Origin of the sequence: Pseudomonas sp. WS 5051 (assembly GCF_012985715.1) — a bacterium.
In the GTDB taxonomy this organism is placed as follows: domain Bacteria; phylum Pseudomonadota; class Gammaproteobacteria; order Pseudomonadales; family Pseudomonadaceae; genus Aquipseudomonas; species Aquipseudomonas bubulae.
Genome location: NZ_JAAQWV010000019.1, coordinates 66568 through 84095 on the forward strand (window position 1 = coordinate 66568; position 17528 = coordinate 84095).

The window sequence follows — 17528 nt, forward strand, 5'->3', positions numbered from 1 at the left end:
CCCTTCACCCCTGTGGGAGCGGGCTCAGCGAGCCCTTCTGGCCTTGAAGAACTCGCTGAGGATCGCCCCGCACTCTTCAGCCAATACCCCGCCTTCATACAGCACCCGGTGATTCAAAAAGCCCTGGGTAAAAAACTGCCCCTGGCTTTGCACAATCCCGGCCTTGGGCTCCAGCGCGCCATACACCACCCGTGCCACCCGGGCGTGCACGATCAGCCCCGCACACATGCTGCATGGCTCCAGCGTCACGTACAGCGTGCTGCCCGGCAGCCGGTAGTTGCTGACAGCCGTCGCTGCATCACGGATGGCCATCATTTCGGCATGAGCACTGGGGTCGCTGCCGCTGATCGGGCAATTAAAGCCACGGCCGATGACTTCACCGTCCTGCACCAGCACCGCACCCACCGGCACTTCACCCAGCGCTGCGCCTTGAGCGGCCAGCGCCAGCGCTTCGCGCATAAAGTCTTGATCGCGGCTGCGGTCAATAATCAGGGGTTGACGCCCTTGTCGCATCAGGAAACCTCAATAGCGGCCATCAGGCCGGTTTCCATGTGATCAATCACATGGCAGTGGAACATCCACACGCCAGGATTATCCGCCACCAGCGCCACGCGGGCACGTTCGTTTTTGCCCAGCAGATAGGTGTCAGTGAAATACGGAATGATTTTTTTGCGATTGGAGGCCAGCACCTTGAAACTCATGCCATGCAAATGGATGGGGTGCTGGTACTGGGTCATGTTCTTCAATTCAAAGATATAGCTCTGACCCAGCTTGAGTTTGGCAATCGGTCGGTCAGCGCAGGTCTTGTCCTTGATATCCCAGGCCACACCGTTGATCTGCCAAAGGCTCGGAGGCTGATCCGGGCCCAGGTTCTCGGACATCGAACCGACCCACTCAAAGTTGAAGTTGATCTTCTCGGCATTGGCCACGTCGGGCTCGGCAATCGGGTTGGCGGGCAACGCCGGTGGCCACTCGCCCGCTGCATCGGTGCTGGCAACCGAACGCAAAGTGCCCAGCCGTACCGGGCCATCACGCAACGACAGTTCTTCACCGGCGGGCGGGGCCTTGATTGCCAGGCAAATACGCATGCCCGGGCCCAGCCAGTAATCCTTGCCCAGCGGCCTTGGCTCGATGGGGTTGCCGTCCAGCGCGTAGATCATCGCTTCCACGCCGGGGATATTCAGGCGATAGGTCAGGGTGTTGTCGAGGTTGAGAATACGCACGCGGGTGATCTGCCCTGCAGGCAGGTCGATGGTCGGCACATGGCTGCCATTGATGGTCGACAGGCGCCCCGCCGTACCGCCACGGGCCGCTTCGCGGGTAATGCTGAACGGCAGGAAGCCACCCTCTTCATCGACGTGCCAGTTCTTGATGCTCAGGGTGCGCTCGTGCTTGAAGCCGGTAGGCTCGCGCTCTTCGACGATCAGCGGGCCGACCAGGCCACGACCCAGCTCTTCGCTGCTGTTGACGTGGGGGTGATACCAGTAGCTGCCGGCATCGGGCACGCGGAACTTGTAGTCGAAGTATTCTCCGGGCAATACCGGTAGCTGCGAGACGTAGGGGACGCCGTCCATTTCCAGGGGCAGGCGGATACCGTGCCAGTGGATGGTGGTTGCGACTGGCAGATGGTTGATAAAGCGCACCCGCAGCCACTCACCCTGACGCACGCGCAGCTCGGTACCTGGAGCCGATGGACCGAACGCCCAGGCCTGGGTGATATGGCCGGGCACCAGCTCGACGTCCAGTGGCGCGCTGATCAGTTCGTAATCGTGGCCGGCGTTCTCGGCAGCCACCTTGCCCAGCCAGTAACGCGAAGCGCCTCCTGCGCCAACACCCACCACTACCAGGCCGGCCAGACCACCGAGTATTTGTCGACGGGTAAAGGACATGGATTCAACTACCTCTCGTATCCGGCGCGGGCGTTGGGCCCGCAAAAGGCGAATACGATACACCTGCGATTGCGAAACAGTAAGGGCGGGGTGGCGAAGGGTCACAGCTGGCAGGCAAACACAGCCTGTGGGAGCGGGCTTGCTCGTGATTGGATCGCTGCGGTGTTGCAGGTACACCACAGTGCTGTCATCGCGAGCAAGCCCGCACCCACCTAAGGGCCGCAGGACTGGGTTTACAACCCCACCACCAGATGCACCACCCCACCCGGCAGGCTCAGGATCCCGGGCACACCCGCCACACGCAGGGCTTGCGGATCCAGGCGGGTGATATCGGCCAGCTCCACACGGATCCGGGTCAAGGCCACCCGCTGCTCGGTCTTGATATTGCCGCTCCCGCCCAGCGCAGCCAGCACCGTTTTATCCAGTGTCGACACCGGTTTAGCGGGCTCATCCACCACCAGATCGGGTGTCAGGGCCTTCCAGAATGCTTTAAGCGCTTTATCGAACATGTTCAGGACTCCAACTCGGTCATGGGTTGCACCAATGGCTGCAATGCAGCCCGCACCTGCCCGGCACTCTCCAGGCCCAGCGCGCGCTGCGCCAGGGCCTGGCACGCGACGAAATCCAGCTCTCGAACCCGCGCCTTGATACTCGGGATCAACGGCACGCTCACTGACAACTCATCGACACCCAGCCCCAGCAGCAATGGTACCGCCAGCGTCTCGGAGGCCAGTGCGCCGCACACCCCGACCCATTTGCCGTGGGCATGGGCGGCCTTGACAGTGGTGGCGATCAGGCGCAGCACCGCCGGGTGCAAGCTGTCGGCCTGGCTGGCCAGACGCGGATGGTCCCGGTCCATCGCCAGGGTGTACTGGGTCAGGTCATTGGTACCAATGGAGAAAAAATCCACCTCGGGGGCAAACAGATCCGCCATCAACGCTGCTGCCGGCACTTCGATCATGATGCCCAGTTTTGGCAGGGTCTTGATCCCCAGCGCCAGCGCCTGCTCCTCGAGCAACTGGCGGGCCATGCGCAACTCGGACAGCTGCGTGACCATCGGCAACATAATGTGCAGACGGGTCAGGTCGGCACTGGCCAGAATCGCGCTGAACTGCTCACGCAACAGGTGTGGACGCTCAAGGCACAAGCGGATTCCGCGCATGCCCAAAAATGGATTGGCCTCGTGTGCCATCGGTACATAGGCCAGTGGTTTGTCGCCGCCCACATCCAGCGTGCGCACCACCAGATTGTGCCCGGTACCCACGACACCGGCGATGGCGCTGTAAGTGGCAACCTGCTCGGCATGGCTGGGGGGGCTGCTGCGTTCCAGATAAAGGAACTCGGAGCGCAGTAAGCCGACCCCTTCTGCCCCCAGGCTCACCGCTTGCTCTGCCTCGGCCAGGGACGCGATATTGGCGCTGACTTCGATACGTACCCCGTCACGGGTACTGGCTGGCTGTGCCGCCTGCTGCAAATCCTGCTGCTGACGCTTGTGCTGAAGGGCACGCTGGAGGGTGAGCTGGCGGATCCGCTGCGGATCCGGCTCCAGGTGCAGCTGCCCCTGATCCGCATCGAGCAACACCTCGGTTCCGTTAGCCAGCGCCAGCACCTGTGGCGACATACCGCAAAGTGCCGGCAAGCCCAGCGCCCGGGCCAGAATCGCCACATGACTGCTGGCACCACCACCGACCGTGGCAAAGCCTGCAACCTTGCGGGTATCCAGGGTTGCGGTCTGCGACGGGGTCAGTTGCTGGGCAATCAGGATGGCCAGATCCGGCAACTCCAGTGCGCAGTCCTGAACCCCGAGTATCAGTTTGAGTACGCGCTGGCCGACATCGTCCAGATCCAGCGCGCGCTCGGCCAGCAAGCGATTGCCCAGGCCTTTGAACAGGGTCGCGGTTTCGTGTGTGGCACTCTGCCAGGCGAATGCTGCGCTCTTGCCCTGCTCGATCAGCCCGAAAGCCTGCTCCAGCAAACCGGGGTCTTCCAGCAGCTCCTGGTGAGCGTTGAAAATCTCGGCCTGAGCCTTGCCCTGTGTGGTGTCGCACAGCGTTTGCAGCTGCGCGGTGGCTCCTGCCAGGGCCTGTTGCAACTGCTCGCGCTCGTGGCGCTGGTCGGTTGCCAGTTCGCTGATCTGCAACACGCTTTCTGTCAGTTGCACAACATGACCGAAGGCCGAACCCGGTGACGCACAGACCCCGCGCAATTCGTTGCTGGCCACAGGCTCCGGCACTGCTACTGGCTGCGCTTCGGGCGCCACAGCCACGACCGATTCGCCGCAACCCTCAGCCAGCAGTTCACTCAGCACCTTGAGCGCTTGCTCGGCATCTGAGCCGCAGGCACTGAGGTAAACGCTGTCGCCGCAAACCGTCTGCAGGGCCATGATCGCTACCAGCGACTTGGCATTGGCGCTCTCACCCTGTTTGTGCAAATGAAGGGTTGCCGCAAAGCCTTTCGCCGCCTGGGCGAGCACCGCTGCAGGACGGGCGTGCAAGCCGTTGGGGTTGGGCAGACGCTGCGGCTGGGAACGCTGGGTATCGCCGGCTTGCACCTCGGCCACTGTCTCGGCCTGCCCCAGTTGCAGACGCAGCAGCGGCTGGCCCGTTTCGACCAGAACGCCACCTGGTGACGGGGCCACAAAAGGTTCGCCGCTGACCACCAGCATCAGCGTCAACAGGCTGCGGGCATGCAGGGCGATGTAGTCTGCATCGAACTCGATCAGCGCCTGCCCCGCGGTCACCTGCTGGCCCTCCTCGACCAGCGCCGTAAAGCCTTTGCCGCCCAGGTTGACGGTATCCAGACCAATATGCAGCAACACCTGCACGCCATTGGCATGGGTGATGCTGATGGCGTGGCCGGTGTGTTGCAAGTTACTGATCACCCCGGCCAGCGGCGCACAAAGCACCTGCGACGTCGGATCGATACACAGGCCGTCGCCTATCAGGCGACTGGCAAACACCGGGTCGGGCACGTTATCCAGCGCCATCAGCACACCGGACAGCGGTGCCAGCAATTCCACTTGTTGGGATGTGACCATAACTTCACCTGCAGTTGATTCGGTTAAATGCCGATGGAGCGCGAGCCCCGACAGCTCGCTTACTTCCACCAGTACTCGACTTGCAAACCTGCGTTGGAACCGTGACGGGCCGAACCGAATGCACCGCTGTCGGAGAGCGCCGAGCCTGCATCAAACTCATTGGCGGCGCGCTGTGCCGCAGCGTTCCAGCTGGCATAGGTGTAATACAAACGCACTTCCGGGCGCGTCCAGAAACCTGGGCCCTTGGGTGACCAGGTGGGCGCGAAAGTGAACTTGCTCAACTTGCGCGTACCGTCCGCGGCCTTGACCTGATCGTGCCCCAGCTCGGTGACCAGCTTGAACTGCTCACTGATCGCGTAAGTCGGGCGCACGCCCAAAGACAGCCACTCCTGATTGCCGCCGTCGGGGCGAAAATCCTTCTGGTACACCGCCTCCACCTGCCCGCCGAAACGCGGCGTCACTTGCCAGTCGAAAAACTCGACGATGCGATAACGCTTGCTGCTGTTATCCAGGCGAAAGTCGCCGGTATAGCCCAGGCCGGTGCCCGAGCCTTCGCCGTACTGCACGGCAAACTTGTTCTTGCCCCCCAGAAACTCGCTCTGCACATGCTGCGCGGTAATGGCCCAGCCACTGTGGGCGTCAGTGCGCTCGGGCTTGTCCAGATAACTGAGGCCCAACTCCAGCTCACCGCCGGGGTTGGTGTTGAAACCGGCCACGTTGAAGTCGTGGCGAGTCACATAGTTTTCCTGGTACAGGTTGTCTTTGCGCGACAGGGCGTAGCTGTATTTCAGGCCACCGATCAGTACATCCTCGATACCGGCACCGGTGGCGCTCTGGTTCCAGTAGTAGAAGTCGGAAATATGGATGTCGTTACGCTTGTAGTAACGGCGCCCGGCCCACAGTGAGCCGCCGTTGAGACCCGGCAGGTTCGACCACTGCGCGTACAGTTGCGGCAGACGCGCCGAACCGTTGTCGCCCTGGAAAGTCAGCTGGCGGTCGTACTGGTTGTACAGCGAGGCCATGCCATCGACGCTCAGTACCGAGCCATCGTCAAAGCTGTACACGTCCTGGCGCAGTTCCAGCTCGGCGTATTGTTCGCACTCATTGCCCAGCCGGTACTTGGCCTCGGCACCGGGCAGCTTGAAGCAGGATTGCTTGCCGCCATTGAGCGAGTTGCCCACGCCACTGCGCAAATACCCGGCGAACTCCAAAGCGCTGGCCGACAACGGTGCCAGCAGGCACAGGCTGGCGATACAGATGCTGTAGTTGAGTGAAGATTTCATGGAACGACCTTTTTTATTGTTATGGGTAAAACCGGTAATCACTGCAGATGCAGGGCAAATGACTCATACGGACGCAGTGAAATCCGACTGCTGCGCACCGGGCAGTCGTCGTAGTTGCTGATCAGCAGCCGCTGGCTCATACCCGCGTCAACCACTCCTTCAGGCAGTTCGATATCGCAGGGTGTGCCATAGAAGTTGTTGATCACCAGCAGACTCTCGCCATCGCCCTGACGCACATAGACCCATACCTGCTTATGCTCGGGCAACAACAGACGGTATACACCGTGTTGCAGCAAGGGCTCTGCGCGGCGCAAGGCAATCAATTCGCGGTAGTGATGCAGCACCGAAGCCGAGTCATTGCGCTGGTCTTCAACGTTGATAAACGCCGCGTTGGCGGGGATGCCAATCCACGGTTCGACACTGCTGAAACCGGCATTGGCCTGATGATCCCATTGCATTGGCGTGCGGCCGTTGTCCCGTGACTTTTGCTTGATCGCAGCCATGCATTCGTCGTGAGGCACCCCGGCTTCGCGCTTGAGGCGATAGATATTCAGGGTTTCGACATCGCGATACTGCTCGATATGCTCGAACCCGGGGTTGGTCATGCCGATTTCTTCACCCTGATACACATAGGGTGTGCCTTGCAAAAAATGCAGCGCCGTGGCGAGCATTTTGGCCGAGACCACGCGGTGTTCACCGTCATCGCCAAAACGCGAAACCACACGCGGCTGGTCATGGTTACACCAGAACAGCGCGTTCCAGCCGCCACCGGCCTGCATACCAACCTGCCACTCCGAAAGAATGCCCTTGAGCTGCAGGAAATCGAAATCAGCCCGCACCCACTTCTGCATGTTCGGGTAATCGACTTTCAGGTGATGAAAATTGAAGGTCATCGACAGCTCCTGGCTGTCAGGGCGCGAGTAGCGGATGCAGTGCTCAAGGCTGGTGGACGACATCTCGCCGACGCTGACCAGATCGTGGCCGGCAAACACTTCGCGGTGCATCTCCTGCAGGTACTCATGCACGTTGGGGCCATCGGTATAGAAACGGCGGCCGTCGCTGTCGTCCTGGGGGAAATGCGCCGGTTTCGAGATCAGGTTGATCACATCCAGGCGAAAGCCACCCACGCCCTTGTCCCGCCAGAAGCACATCAGCTTGTAGACCTCGGCGCGTACCTTGGGGTTGTCCCAATTGAGGTCGGCCTGAGTGTGGTCAAACAGGTGCAGATAGTACTGGCCGGTTTGCGCCTCGTATTCCCAGGCCGAGCCGCCGAATTTGGACTCCCAGTTGTTTGGCTGGTCGCGCCAGATATAGAAGTCGCGATACGGGTTGTCGAGGCTGCTGCGCGCCTGCTGGAACCACTCGTGTTCGATGGACGTGTGATTGACCACGATATCAAGCATCAGCTTGAGGCCACGGGCACCGGCTTCGCGGATCAGCAGTTCGCAATCGGCCATGCTGCCGTAACTCGGGTCTATGGCGTAGTAATCGCTGATGTCATAGCCGTTGTCGCGCTGGGGCGAGCGCAGGAACGGCGTCAGCCACAGGTAATCGACGCCCAGCCACTGCAGGTAATCGAGCTTGTCGACCACCCCCCGCAAGTCACCGGTCGCGTTGCCCGCGTGGCTGCAAAAGCTTTTTGGGTAGATCTGATAGATCACTGAACGCTGCCAGTCTTGCATGGGGTGTTCCTTGCTTGGACGTTGTAGCCGCTGGTGCAGGCTGCGATAAGGGCCGCTGGACCGTCTATCAAGACGGGCAGCTTCGCAGCCCATCGCAGCCTTCGGCAGCGGCTACAGGAAAGTGGATGTGCTACGCGACGCGATAACCCGGACGAATGATTTTCAGGCTCAGGCCGCAGGTCAGGACAAACGGCACGACAATGGCCATCAACATGCCGATGACAAACATCGGGATGTACTGCGGAATGATCGAAATAAAGCCGGGTAAGCCGCCAACACCGATGGCCGAAGCCAGCACCTTGTTCAGCGACAGGAAAATGCTGCCCAGCGCCGAGCCGATCAGCGCCGCATAGAACGGGAACTTGTAGCGCAGGTTGATCCCGAACATCGCCGGTTCCGTGATGCCAAAGTACGCCGAGACTGCAGAGGTAGAGGCCATGCTGCGCTCACGCACATTGCGGCTCATGTAGAACACCCCGAGCGCGGCGCTGCCCTGGGCCAGGTTGGACATGACGATCATCGGCCAGATAAAGGTGCCGCCGTGGTTGGCAATCAATTGCAGGTCCACGGCGAGAAACATATGGTGCATGCCGGTAATCACCAGCGGTGCATACAGCAGGCCGAAAATCATTCCGCCGAGCACCGGGGCCACGTCGAACAACAGCACTACGCCTTCGGTAATGAGGATGCCGAGGTGACGGGTCACCGGGCCAATGATCGCCAGCGCCAGCACCCCGGTGATGACGATGGTGGTAATGGGTACCACCAGCAATTGAATGGCATTGGGCACTCGCGCCCGTAGCCATTTCTCTATCACGCTCATCACATAGGCGGCCATCAGGATCGGCAGGATCTGCCCCTGGTAGCCCACTTTCTCGATCTGGAACAGGCCCAGGATGTTGAAGTACGGCAGGCTCTGGCCCTCCAGCCCGGCCACGGCCTTGCCGTAGTTCCAGGCATTGAGCAGGTCGGGGTGAACCAGCATCAGGCCCAGCACAATGCCGAGGATTTCGCTGCCGCCAAAACGCTTGGCCGCCGACCAGCCCACCAGCGCGGGCAGGAATACAAAAGAGGTATTGGCCATGAGGTTGATCAGGCTCCACACCCCGTCCAGTTGCGGATAAGCGTCGAGCAGGGTTTTGCCGTCGATAAACATGCCCTTGGCGCCGAGCAGGTTGTTAACCCCCATCAGCAAGCCGGCAATGATCAGGGCGGGCAGGATGGGCATAAACACATCTGAGAACACACGCACCAGACGCTGCATGGCGTTGGCCTTGTCGGCGCCCTGCTGCTTCACGTCGGCGATAGTGGCGGCTGCCAGGCCGGTCTGCTCACGCAGGGCGGCATAGACCTTCTCGACTTCACCGGGGCCGATCACCACCTGGTACAGGCCGCCCGTGAAGAAGGAGCCTTTGACCAGATCGATCTGGTTGAGGGTGGTGCTGTCGACCAGGCTTGGGTCCTTGAGGGCCAGGCGCAAGCGTGTGACGCAATGCGCGGCCTGCTCAATGTTGGCGGCACCACCGAGGCTGTGCAGCAGCTCGCGGGCGATCTGGGAATAGTCGTGGCTCATGCGTGGTCTCGCTTGAATTTTTATTATGGAGCGTCGCTGTGGCAGCACGCCGTAGCAAAAAAATACTCGTCTGTACGAGTTAAAGCAACAACTGGTACAGACGAGTTAGTGATTTTTCTGCCGCGTACTTGCGCTGCCTTCCCTCCAACCCTTAAGGTTCCGGGCCCCGAGCCCAACCGGCATAGAGCCCTCGCCATGACCAAATACAATCAGATCTACACGGATCTGCTTGCCAGTATCACCACTGAACGCCTGGCCCGCGGCGCGCGCCTGCCGTCCGAAACCGAGTTGATGGCCAGCTATGGGGCCAGCCGCGGAACCGTGCGCAAGGCGATTGAACAACTGCAGGAGCGTGGATTTGCCCAGAAGATCCACGGCAAGGGCACTTTTGTATTGTCATCCAGCCCGATCGAGTTCCAGCTGGGCGGTATCGTCAGCTTTCAAGAGACCTACCCGCGCCTGGGCGGTAACGTCAGTACCGAGGTGGTGGAGTTCACCCGGTTCCCGCTCGAAGGCGCACTGTGCGAGAAGTTCGATGTTGCAGCGGGCAGCCTGATAACCCGCATCAAACGCGTGCGCCATATTGATGGCAAGCGGGTGATTCTGGACATCAACCATTTTGTCAGCGACCTGATTCGGGGGCTGGATCAGGCCATTGCCGAGCACTCGATCTATGCCTATATCGAGCAGACCCTGAATCTGCAGATCAGCTATGCCCAGCGCACCATCGAAGCGGTGCCGCGCAGCAAGGACGACCAGCAGCACCTGGACCTGGAAGGTCAGAGCCATGTGATCGTGGTGAGCAACCAGACGTTTCTACAGGATGGGCGCCAGTTCGAGTACACCGAGTCGCGGCATACGCTGGACAAGTTCTACTTTTCGGATGTGGCGCGGCGCTGACATCAAAAAAAGCACCCTCACCTTCCGGGGTGAGGGTGCTTTTTTACTTGGCCGCAAACTTCGACCCACGCCCCCCATCAAGCTGCGCCTGCAACATCCCCCATTCGCGGGCAACAATCGAATACGGGATAAAAATGCTCACTCTCTGCGCGCTCTTCAGCTCAGGCAACGTAATAGCACTGTTCAGGCTGGTCGAATAAAAACCGGCATTGATCCCCACCACGCAACCGTCACTGGCGATCACCGGCCCACCCGACATGCCCTTGACCAGCGGGGCATCATGAATGGCATACAGGTCACCGCTGTGATCTTCGGTATTGCTGAAGGGGGTTTTATACACTTTGCCCTTACCCGTCGTGGTCACAAGGTAAGGGCTCACGCCCACGGCCGTGATGCTCTCTCCCACCTGCGGCGCTCGCCATGCCGGGAAGTGGCCATTGGCTTTATGCTTGATAAAGACCAGATCGCAGCGTGTGCTGCAACGGTATGCAACGTTGGGGATAAACGGGGTATGCCCAGTGGTGACGGCGTAGTCCTCATTCCATTGCACGGCCGAGGCCATGTACATATACGGCATGGGAAAGCCTGAAAAGACGGGAAAGTAAGCTTCATTGACCGGCCCCGACAAGTCGGGCTTCACGAATCCGTTGCATCCTGCAGTGACAACTCCTATTAACAAGAAGGCCATGATCTTGATCATGATAAATCACCGACTTATAGGGAGGATGCGACTGGCTTTGATTGTCAGTATTTTGACTACAGCAAAAACAGCACGCCTAACCAATTGTTTTGGTTGAGGCATGTATTATTTATGGATGAGGTTTTAATAACGCGTATGAATCAATCGAACTAAGCTCAATTGCCATTTAGAGCAATTGCCACGTTCAATTAATTGGCGTCGGAAGTTTGATGATTCAGAACGCCGACCACAAAAAAAGCGATCAACAGTAAAGGTTGATCGCTTTTTATATCAAGCCGGGCTCAAGGCCTTTCATGCACTATCAGTCTGCGGCGCCATCATTTTTTTGAGCGCCAACGGTCTTGCGTTCACCGGTTGGAGAAACTTCATACACGTTCATCACCCAAGTGTCAGCGATCACGGTTTCAACCACGTAATTCTTCTTGGCTTGCGGGGTGAATTGCTGCGCAACAGGCTGCTCTTTGTCGAACGGCGTAGGCATTGGAATACCGTTGAAGGTGAACTGCTTGGCCTTGACCGTCCCTTCCACGTGCACCACTTTGTCTGCATCGACCAGCTTGCTGATGCTGTCAGTGCCACCGCCAATTCGCTTCAGATAGGCCGGTATGCGCTTGAAGTAAGCAGTGTCATAAACACGATCACCCGCGTCATCCATTCGACCGTCGGAATACCCGTACATGTAACTGACAGGGTGATCACCCTCCCCGCCGATGGTACGGAAGGTCAAGCTGGCTTGATGGTCATTCATGACCAGTGGCACGACCGGCGTTGAAGTGAGATCACCCGCCTTACGGCTACTGCAACCGGTCATCACAAGGGCGAGTGTGATTGCTAACGGAACTGCCAGATAAGTTTTCATTCGATCCTTGAACAGTCTGAGTGAAGGACAGTATGGAACCATTTGTTGAATGAAAGTTCCCTATACGATGTTGGCGCATCACACTCTACCCGCGTCAAAACCCAAGGAAGAACGCCATGTTCACGAGGAGCCTGTTGCTGAGTTTTTGCGCTGTGTTACTGGTTGGCTGCACGGGAAGGGGCTTTCAACCACCACCCGGGGACTACACACAGTGGTACAAAAAGGGGGTCACCCAATCGGGCGTCGACAACGCCATGCGTGCTTGCGGGTATACCAATCTTGATGGCGTGGGAGACACCTCGCCGATCGATGTTGTGCTGACGCGGTTCTACTGCATGAAGGACGCCGGGTTCAAGCGCAGGGATAAACTCGATCTGTGCAAGCAAGGCCGTATTGGCGAATCACCCGTATGCGAAGGCCGCCGGTAACTCAATACCAAAAGGAAAACAGGGAATGAACGATCTACGCAACGGACTGTACGGCACCGTACTGGTGTTGGCGGTAGCAGCATTGGGTGGTTGCGCCTCCTCGGCCGCCATCACCGGCGAGCCCGGGGTCAACATGGGGGACAGCTATCAAAAGGTGCTTGAAGTGGTCAGCCGCAACAATACCGTGACCAAACAGGTAGATGGTCAAGGCTTCCGGGCCGAGGGTTACTCAGCGATGTTCAAGGACTGTCGCGTCAAATACTTCCTGTTCCAGGACGCCGATGGTTTGCAGCGCGTGACCTATGAACCTGCGCCGCATCTGTCAGTCAGCCAGAACTGCCGCCAGCCTTAACCTGCCCCTGCGAGTCGATTGCCTGATGAGACTGTTCACTGTAATCCCCGCCGTTCTGCTAGCGCTCAGCGGCTGCGGCCAGGTGGCAAACGTGCGTTCGCTGTCCACCGGCTACATACCCCCGCAGAGCGGCGAGACTGCCCGTATTCGCCTGCTCACCGACGGCCTGGTGCGCGCCGTGCCGGGGCGTGACTGCCTCGACTGGAATGTGCCCGGCGCGGGGGTGATGGCGTCGGCGAAATCCGGCTTCCCCGACCATAACGGTGAAAACCTCGGCATTGCCGGGCCGATCTATTCGTTGGCAGGTTCGGTCTCGTCAGAGCTGGTAGTGCCGGCGAACAAGCCGATCGCGCTCCATTACCTGGGGCGCCTGCAATATGCCCGGCAGTGTGCCAGGACCATGACCTTCGTACCTCGGCCCGGGGTGGATTACCAGGTGCAGGCATCGATGTCGGCAGACTGTTCATTCCTGCTGGATGAGCTTTCAGCTGACGGCATGCAATGGGTCGCTGTCGAACCGAAGCCTGATGGCAAGGTGTCGATGTGTCACGCGATGGATAACTTCTAGCCGAAATCAGCGCGGGTCCATTACCAAGCCACCTAAACACGGCGCCTGGCGATGCACAAAGCTGCCAGAATTTGCCAGACCCAAAAAGCCAAAAGCCCGCAATTAAGCGGGCTTCAGGGTGTTCTTGCTCACGGGTGCCGGACTATGCCGGCCTACCGATTATTCTCACTCTATTATCAACAAGCGCAATAAAACCTTTAAAAGCAGATAACTATCAAACAAAACAAAAGGCATACCATGAAAAGAACCATTCCCGAACGACGCTCTAGATGCTCAGCCCTCCCGCCTCTCATCGCATGACAAGCACCTGTAGAGGGGGTATAGCGCTCTTTGATAGGGCGCACGTGACTACGGCACGATCAGGGCCTACAAACATCCGAGTCAAACCATGAGGAAGAACGCCATGTTCACGCTGAGCCTATTACTGAGTTTTTGCGCGGTGTTACTGGTTGGCTGCACGGGAAGGGGCTTTCAAACCGGCGGTCTAGGAAACACTCCCCTAGTCCTCTACGGCTCAGCCGTTTGCCAGCGAGGAAAAATCACAAGCGAAGCGATGATCGCTAAAAGTGCACCACCGGTGCTGTAGAGCATTCGTAGAAATACCAAATCCAGCTCCGATCCTCCTGACTGGCCAACCTGCGCGACCAGTATGAAATGTGGAGTGAGGAACATCAAATAGCTGATGTGGCTCACAGAGCGCCCTGCCAGGGTGCCAATAGAAACAGGCAGTATCAGTGCAGCCAACAAAAACGGATCATGGATTGCGTAACCAAGAACGGCAGCAATGGCTCCCCCTAAGAAGGTGCCGCCGACTCGCTCCAGAGACATCCTCAACGTTGAATGCATGTAGGGCTGCATGATCAGAAACACCGTAAGGGTCATCCAGTATCCGTAATGCAACGACCACAATTGAACCAACCAAACTGACAGTGCTCCCGACAGCGCAACGCGAAGCCCATGCAGAAAGAAGTTAGATTTCGGTGTGAAATTTGTTCTGAGTGCCGACCATAAAACTGGCCGCTTTGCAGCATCAGGCTGGTCGTACTGACACCATTGGAACAGCAATGCGGAGCCTGTAGCCCATAGGCTGCCATATAGAAAGTAACGTGCATAAGCAAATCCCTGGGCAAAGTCCTTTGCCGGGAATGCAGTGGATACCGCAAATGCCGTCGCTGTCAGCAAAGCGGGAATGCTAATGCGCGCGCCGCAAACCTGGGCGTAAGCGCCAGCAAACGCAAAGAGGGCCGACAGTGCTATAGCCAGTTGCGGCCATACCATCGTCCAAGCACCTAGCCCTGACGCCACGGCGCCGGTGATGCCGAAAACCAGGCCGAAGATACAACCCTTTGGGGACTTATCGCTCGGAATCGACAGATAGCTCCAGAATGCGGCAATCGCTGACCAACAGAACAAGGGGTTGTGTAAGCGAGCCGCGAGGAGCGCCGGCACAGTACAGACAACACCACCACACACTACGTAGCCAATCGGTACATTGCGTACCGCTTCCAACATCTTAACGGTCAGTGATTGCGACATGATCGAACCTTCATTACTCAACTGGAACCAATGCGGTTCGATCGATCTTGTCAATCGAGGTAACACCAGTGAGCGTCATTGCCACGCGCATTTCTTGCGAGAAGATATCCAGCATATTCTCTACCCCGTGCTGTCCGTCGGCGGCCAGAGCGTAAACCGTCGAGCGCCCCAGCAGGCATGCCTTGGCGCCTAAGGCGAGCATGCGCACAACATCCAGCCCGGAACGAATGCCAGAGTCCACCAGCACCGTCAGGTCATCACCCACTACTTCGGCGATGGGAGGCAAAGCCCTAGCGGTGGACAGCACACCGTCCAATTGGCGACCGCCGTGGTTGGAGACCACGATGCCATCAGCGCCGAAACTTACTGCGTCCTTGGCGTCCTGTGGATCAAGGATGCCCTTGATAATCATCGGGCCCTTCCAAAACTCGCGGATCCATTCCAGGTCCTTCCAGCTGATAGAGGGGTCGAAGTTATTGCCTAACCAGCCAACATAATCTTCCAGGGTGGTGGCTTTGCCCAGGTACTTGGAGATGTTGCCCAAATCATGCGGACGACCGAGGATACCGACATTAAACGCCCAATCCGGCCTAGTGGTGGCTTGCAGGATGCGCCGTGAAGCTGCGAGTGGCCCAGACATGCCCGAGTGGGCATCACGGTAACGAGCGCCTGGCGTCGGCATGTCTACGGTGAACACCAGCGTGGTAACGCCGGCTGCTTGAGCACGCTCTAGGGCATTACGCATAAATCCGCGATCCTTGAGCACATAGAGTTGAAACCAGATCGATTGCGAACTCTGGGAACTAACCTCTTCAATCGAGCAGACCGATACTGTGGACAGGCAAAAGGGAATGCCTTTCGTGGCCGCAGCCTTGGCCGCTTGTACTTCACCACGACGGGCATACATACCGGTCAGTCCGACGGGGCTGAGGATGATCGGCAGACTCTGTTCCTTTCCAAAGAGCGTCGTCTTGAGACTCAAACTGTCAACATTTCTCAAGATGCGTTGACGCAAGCTGATGCTGGCGAGGTCAGCGCTATTGGCACGCATTGTGTGTTCGGCATAGGCGCCGCCGTCGATGTAGTCGAACAGAAATCGCGGCAATTTGCGTCTCGCGGCTTCGCGATAGTCGGATGCCGATGAAATAATCATTATCTACAACTCCTAGGTCTCTAGAAAATTTCAGCGACGTAGGACGTTGCTGAGTGAATTTCACGATAAGGGATTGTTGAGTATGATAAAAACAACTTTTTCTACTCGAATTGAGTCGCTATTGGAATACACATGAATCTCAGAACGCTGCGGGTGTTTGTAGAAGTGGTGCGCCAGGGAGGTTTCTCCCAAGCTGCGGAGGTTGTGTCTTTGACTCAGTCCTCAGTCAGCAAGGCAGTCAGGACGCTCGAGGATGAGCTAGGTACGCCACTGCTGAACCGTATCGGCCATAAAAGCGAGTTGACGGCCGCAGGTGAGATTGCCTATCGGCGCGCACTGGTATTACTCGCAGAGCGGAACGATCTGATCGCAGAGATCAATGAACTGCGCGACCTGAAGGGCGGTACGCTGCGGATCGGCTTGCCGCCTGTAGGCTCCGGGGTATTGTTCGCTGAGATGTTTGCTACTTATCGCAGCCGCTATCCGATGGTGAATATAGAACTGATAGAGCACGGTAGTAAGAAACTGTGTGAGTGCCTGGAGGCCGGAGAGGTGGACTTGGCAGCACTACTGATTCCGATCGATGAAACTTTCGCTTATCAGGAAGTGCGCAACGAGCCTTTAGTGGTTGTGCTGCCTAGCGCCCATTCGCTTTCGCGACGCAAGCGAATGAACTTCAGTGATCTGGCGGATTCGCCATTCATCCTCTTTGATGAGGGGTTTGCGCTTAACGCATTAATTATGGCCGCTTGTGATCGAAGAGGGATTGTGCCCCGGGTGACGGCCCGCAGCGGGCAGATTGATTTCATCGCCGACCTGGTAGCTGCAGGTTTAGGGGTGGCATTTTTACCGCGAATGCTTGCGCAAAAACATAAACATGCGGGCATCGCTCTAGTACCTCTTGAAGAGCCACACACGGATTGGAATATTGCACTCGCTTGGCGTGCCGGTGCGCATTTGCCTCCGGCTGCAATGGCTTGGTTAGATCTGGCCAAAGAGCTGAGATAGTGCAATGGCTTTTGCTCGGATATCCAAGCGCTGGTAGTCAATAAAAACACCGGCCTACCTGGTGAAGGGGTCGGGTGGTTTTTAGTTAAGGAAGAAGAGTTCGCTACTCTGCCCCGCCATCAGAAGCAGGTAATTGTCAAAGCCGAACTCAATCACGTTTTTACGTTTCCACAATGGGACAAGGTCCTAAAAACTTTAGACCTTGAACTGACCGAAACCGATTTCTCGCACGCTCTTGAGTTGGCTTGTCAAATCGCCGGAGGAGGTGAAAGCGAGCACCATAAGAAATTAAAGGATTTCGTAGCACACAACCCCCTCTCAATCTCTTCGGTCCCCGATATCACTAGAGGCCTGTTCCAGTGCGTAAAATACCGGACTGTGATGGAGGCAGTACTACTTGCGCATTCGCAGATAAAGGATGTCCGCGCACTACTAGGCTCTGTACGTAAAGTATTGTCGCAAGCACCGCATAGCGCAGGCCAATGAGACCATCGCCGCAAAACTTGTTGCGAGCTTGTCGAAGCGCGTCACGATGCGACGGTTCTCCTTCAGCCAGCCAA

General features: G+C 58.0%; 16 protein-coding genes and 1 pseudogene. 5 read left to right on the top strand and 12 right to left on the bottom strand.

Annotated features, from left to right (window positions below; all coding sequences use genetic code 11):
* Nucleotides 1-24: 24 nt before the first annotated feature.
* From tadA to treP, 7 genes are all read right to left on the bottom strand, one after another.
* Nucleotides 25-513: a tRNA adenosine(34) deaminase TadA gene (gene tadA / locus HBN79_RS21515; RefSeq protein ID WP_095001442.1), complete on the bottom strand. Its 489-nt coding sequence runs from the start codon at nt 511-513 to the stop codon at nt 25-27.
* Nucleotides 513-1889 (bottom strand): multicopper oxidase family protein, encoded by a 1377-nt coding sequence (locus HBN79_RS21520; RefSeq protein WP_095018348.1) that lies wholly within the window; start codon nt 1887-1889, stop codon nt 513-515. Before HBN79_RS21520 ends, tadA begins: the two co-directional genes overlap by 1 nt.
* 233 nt (nt 1890-2122) lie before the next feature.
* Nucleotides 2123-2398, bottom strand: a complete 276-nt coding sequence (locus HBN79_RS21525) for a PTS transporter subunit EIIB (RefSeq protein ID WP_095001444.1) — start codon at nt 2396-2398, stop codon at nt 2123-2125.
* 2 nt (nt 2399-2400) lie between these two features.
* Nucleotides 2401-4926, bottom strand: coding sequence for a phosphoenolpyruvate--protein phosphotransferase (gene ptsP, locus HBN79_RS21530; RefSeq protein ID WP_169917157.1), 2526 nt, complete (start codon nt 4924-4926; stop codon nt 2401-2403).
* 59 nt (nt 4927-4985) lie between these two features.
* Nucleotides 4986-6209, bottom strand: coding sequence for a carbohydrate porin (locus tag HBN79_RS21535; RefSeq protein WP_095001629.1), 1224 nt, complete (start codon nt 6207-6209; stop codon nt 4986-4988).
* Between the two features lie 38 nt (nt 6210-6247).
* On the bottom strand, nt 6248-7891 hold the full coding sequence (gene treC / locus HBN79_RS21540) for an alpha,alpha-phosphotrehalase (RefSeq protein WP_169917158.1): 1644 nt from the start codon (nt 7889-7891) through the stop codon (nt 6248-6250).
* 130 nt (nt 7892-8021) lie between these two features.
* Entirely contained in the window at nt 8022-9464 is a 1443-nt protein-coding gene (gene treP / locus HBN79_RS21545) for a PTS system trehalose-specific EIIBC component (RefSeq protein WP_095018345.1), read from the bottom strand.
* 195 nt (nt 9465-9659) lie between these two features.
* Here treP and treR point away from each other — a divergent pair, with 195 nt between their 5' ends.
* A complete protein-coding gene (gene treR, locus HBN79_RS21550; RefSeq protein ID WP_169917159.1) occupies nt 9660-10364 on the top strand; it encodes a trehalose operon repressor in 705 nt (234 codons plus the stop codon).
* A 43-nt stretch (nt 10365-10407) separates the two neighbouring features.
* On the opposite strand, the gene HBN79_RS21555 is transcribed toward treR, so the two are convergent.
* Entirely contained in the window at nt 10408-11064 is a 657-nt protein-coding gene (locus HBN79_RS21555) for a trypsin-like peptidase domain-containing protein (RefSeq protein ID WP_095001449.1), read from the bottom strand.
* 301 nt (nt 11065-11365) lie between these two features.
* A complete protein-coding gene (locus HBN79_RS21560; RefSeq protein WP_095018344.1) occupies nt 11366-11923 on the bottom strand; it encodes a hypothetical protein in 558 nt (185 codons plus the stop codon).
* A gap of 116 nt (nt 11924-12039) precedes the next feature.
* Between HBN79_RS21560 and HBN79_RS21565 the strand changes: the two genes are divergently transcribed.
* From HBN79_RS21565 to HBN79_RS21575, 3 genes are read left to right on the top strand one after another with little or no spacing between them, the layout of a single operon-like run.
* Complete coding sequence (locus HBN79_RS21565; protein ID WP_095018343.1) at nt 12040-12351, top strand: hypothetical protein; 312 nt, start codon at nt 12040-12042, stop codon at nt 12349-12351.
* Between the two features lie 25 nt (nt 12352-12376).
* Nucleotides 12377-12703 carry a hypothetical protein gene (locus HBN79_RS21570; RefSeq protein ID WP_169917160.1) on the top strand — a complete coding sequence of 109 codons (327 nt, stop codon included), beginning with the start codon at nt 12377-12379 and terminating at the stop codon, nt 12701-12703.
* A 25-nt stretch (nt 12704-12728) separates the two neighbouring features.
* Nucleotides 12729-13271 carry a hypothetical protein gene (locus HBN79_RS21575; protein WP_138738138.1) on the top strand — a complete coding sequence of 181 codons (543 nt, stop codon included), beginning with the start codon at nt 12729-12731 and terminating at the stop codon, nt 13269-13271.
* A 507-nt stretch (nt 13272-13778) separates the two neighbouring features.
* Here the strand turns inward: HBN79_RS21575 and HBN79_RS21580 are convergent.
* Nucleotides 13779-14807 carry an FUSC family protein gene (locus tag HBN79_RS21580; protein WP_003443292.1) on the bottom strand — a complete coding sequence of 343 codons (1029 nt, stop codon included), beginning with the start codon at nt 14805-14807 and terminating at the stop codon, nt 13779-13781.
* Nucleotides 14808-14820: 13 nt separating this feature from the next.
* Complete coding sequence (gene lldD / locus HBN79_RS21585) at nt 14821-15960, bottom strand: FMN-dependent L-lactate dehydrogenase LldD (RefSeq protein WP_003443295.1); 1140 nt, start codon at nt 15958-15960, stop codon at nt 14821-14823.
* 132 nt (nt 15961-16092) lie between these two features.
* Between lldD and HBN79_RS21590 the strand changes: the two genes are divergently transcribed.
* On the top strand, nt 16093-16968 hold the full coding sequence (locus HBN79_RS21590; RefSeq protein ID WP_010655639.1) for a LysR family transcriptional regulator: 876 nt from the start codon (nt 16093-16095) through the stop codon (nt 16966-16968).
* Nucleotides 16969-17400: 432 nt separating this feature from the next.
* Here the strand turns inward: HBN79_RS21590 and HBN79_RS21595 are convergent.
* Nucleotides 17401-17528: pseudogene (locus tag HBN79_RS21595) on the bottom strand (IS5/IS1182 family transposase); the annotation flags it as partial.

Excerpts from the sequence above, each read along its gene's own strand:
- tadA (WP_095001442.1), bottom strand. The coding sequence starts at position 513 with ATGCGACAAGGGCGTCAACCCCTGATTATTGACCGCAGCCGCGATCAA.
- HBN79_RS21520 (WP_095018348.1), bottom strand. The coding sequence starts at position 1,889 with ATGTCCTTTACCCGTCGACAAATACTCGGTGGTCTGGCCGGCCTGGTA.
- HBN79_RS21525 (WP_095001444.1), bottom strand. The coding sequence starts at position 2,398 with ATGTTCGATAAAGCGCTTAAAGCATTCTGGAAGGCCCTGACACCCGAT.
- ptsP (WP_169917157.1), bottom strand. The coding sequence starts at position 4,926 with ATGGTCACATCCCAACAAGTGGAATTGCTGGCACCGCTGTCCGGTGTG.
- HBN79_RS21535 (WP_095001629.1), bottom strand. The coding sequence starts at position 6,209 with ATGAAATCTTCACTCAACTACAGCATCTGTATCGCCAGCCTGTGCCTG.
- treC (WP_169917158.1), bottom strand. The coding sequence starts at position 7,891 with ATGCAAGACTGGCAGCGTTCAGTGATCTATCAGATCTACCCAAAAAGC.
- treP (WP_095018345.1), bottom strand. The coding sequence starts at position 9,464 with ATGAGCCACGACTATTCCCAGATCGCCCGCGAGCTGCTGCACAGCCTC.
- treR (WP_169917159.1), top strand. The coding sequence starts at position 9,660 with ATGACCAAATACAATCAGATCTACACGGATCTGCTTGCCAGTATCACC.
- HBN79_RS21555 (WP_095001449.1), bottom strand. The coding sequence starts at position 11,064 with ATGATCAAGATCATGGCCTTCTTGTTAATAGGAGTTGTCACTGCAGGA.
- HBN79_RS21560 (WP_095018344.1), bottom strand. The coding sequence starts at position 11,923 with ATGAAAACTTATCTGGCAGTTCCGTTAGCAATCACACTCGCCCTTGTG.
- HBN79_RS21565 (WP_095018343.1), top strand. The coding sequence starts at position 12,040 with ATGTTCACGAGGAGCCTGTTGCTGAGTTTTTGCGCTGTGTTACTGGTT.
- HBN79_RS21570 (WP_169917160.1), top strand. The coding sequence starts at position 12,377 with ATGAACGATCTACGCAACGGACTGTACGGCACCGTACTGGTGTTGGCG.
- HBN79_RS21575 (WP_138738138.1), top strand. The coding sequence starts at position 12,729 with ATGAGACTGTTCACTGTAATCCCCGCCGTTCTGCTAGCGCTCAGCGGC.
- HBN79_RS21580 (WP_003443292.1), bottom strand. The coding sequence starts at position 14,807 with ATGTCGCAATCACTGACCGTTAAGATGTTGGAAGCGGTACGCAATGTA.
- lldD (WP_003443295.1), bottom strand. The coding sequence starts at position 15,960 with ATGATTATTTCATCGGCATCCGACTATCGCGAAGCCGCGAGACGCAAA.
- HBN79_RS21590 (WP_010655639.1), top strand. The coding sequence starts at position 16,093 with ATGAATCTCAGAACGCTGCGGGTGTTTGTAGAAGTGGTGCGCCAGGGA.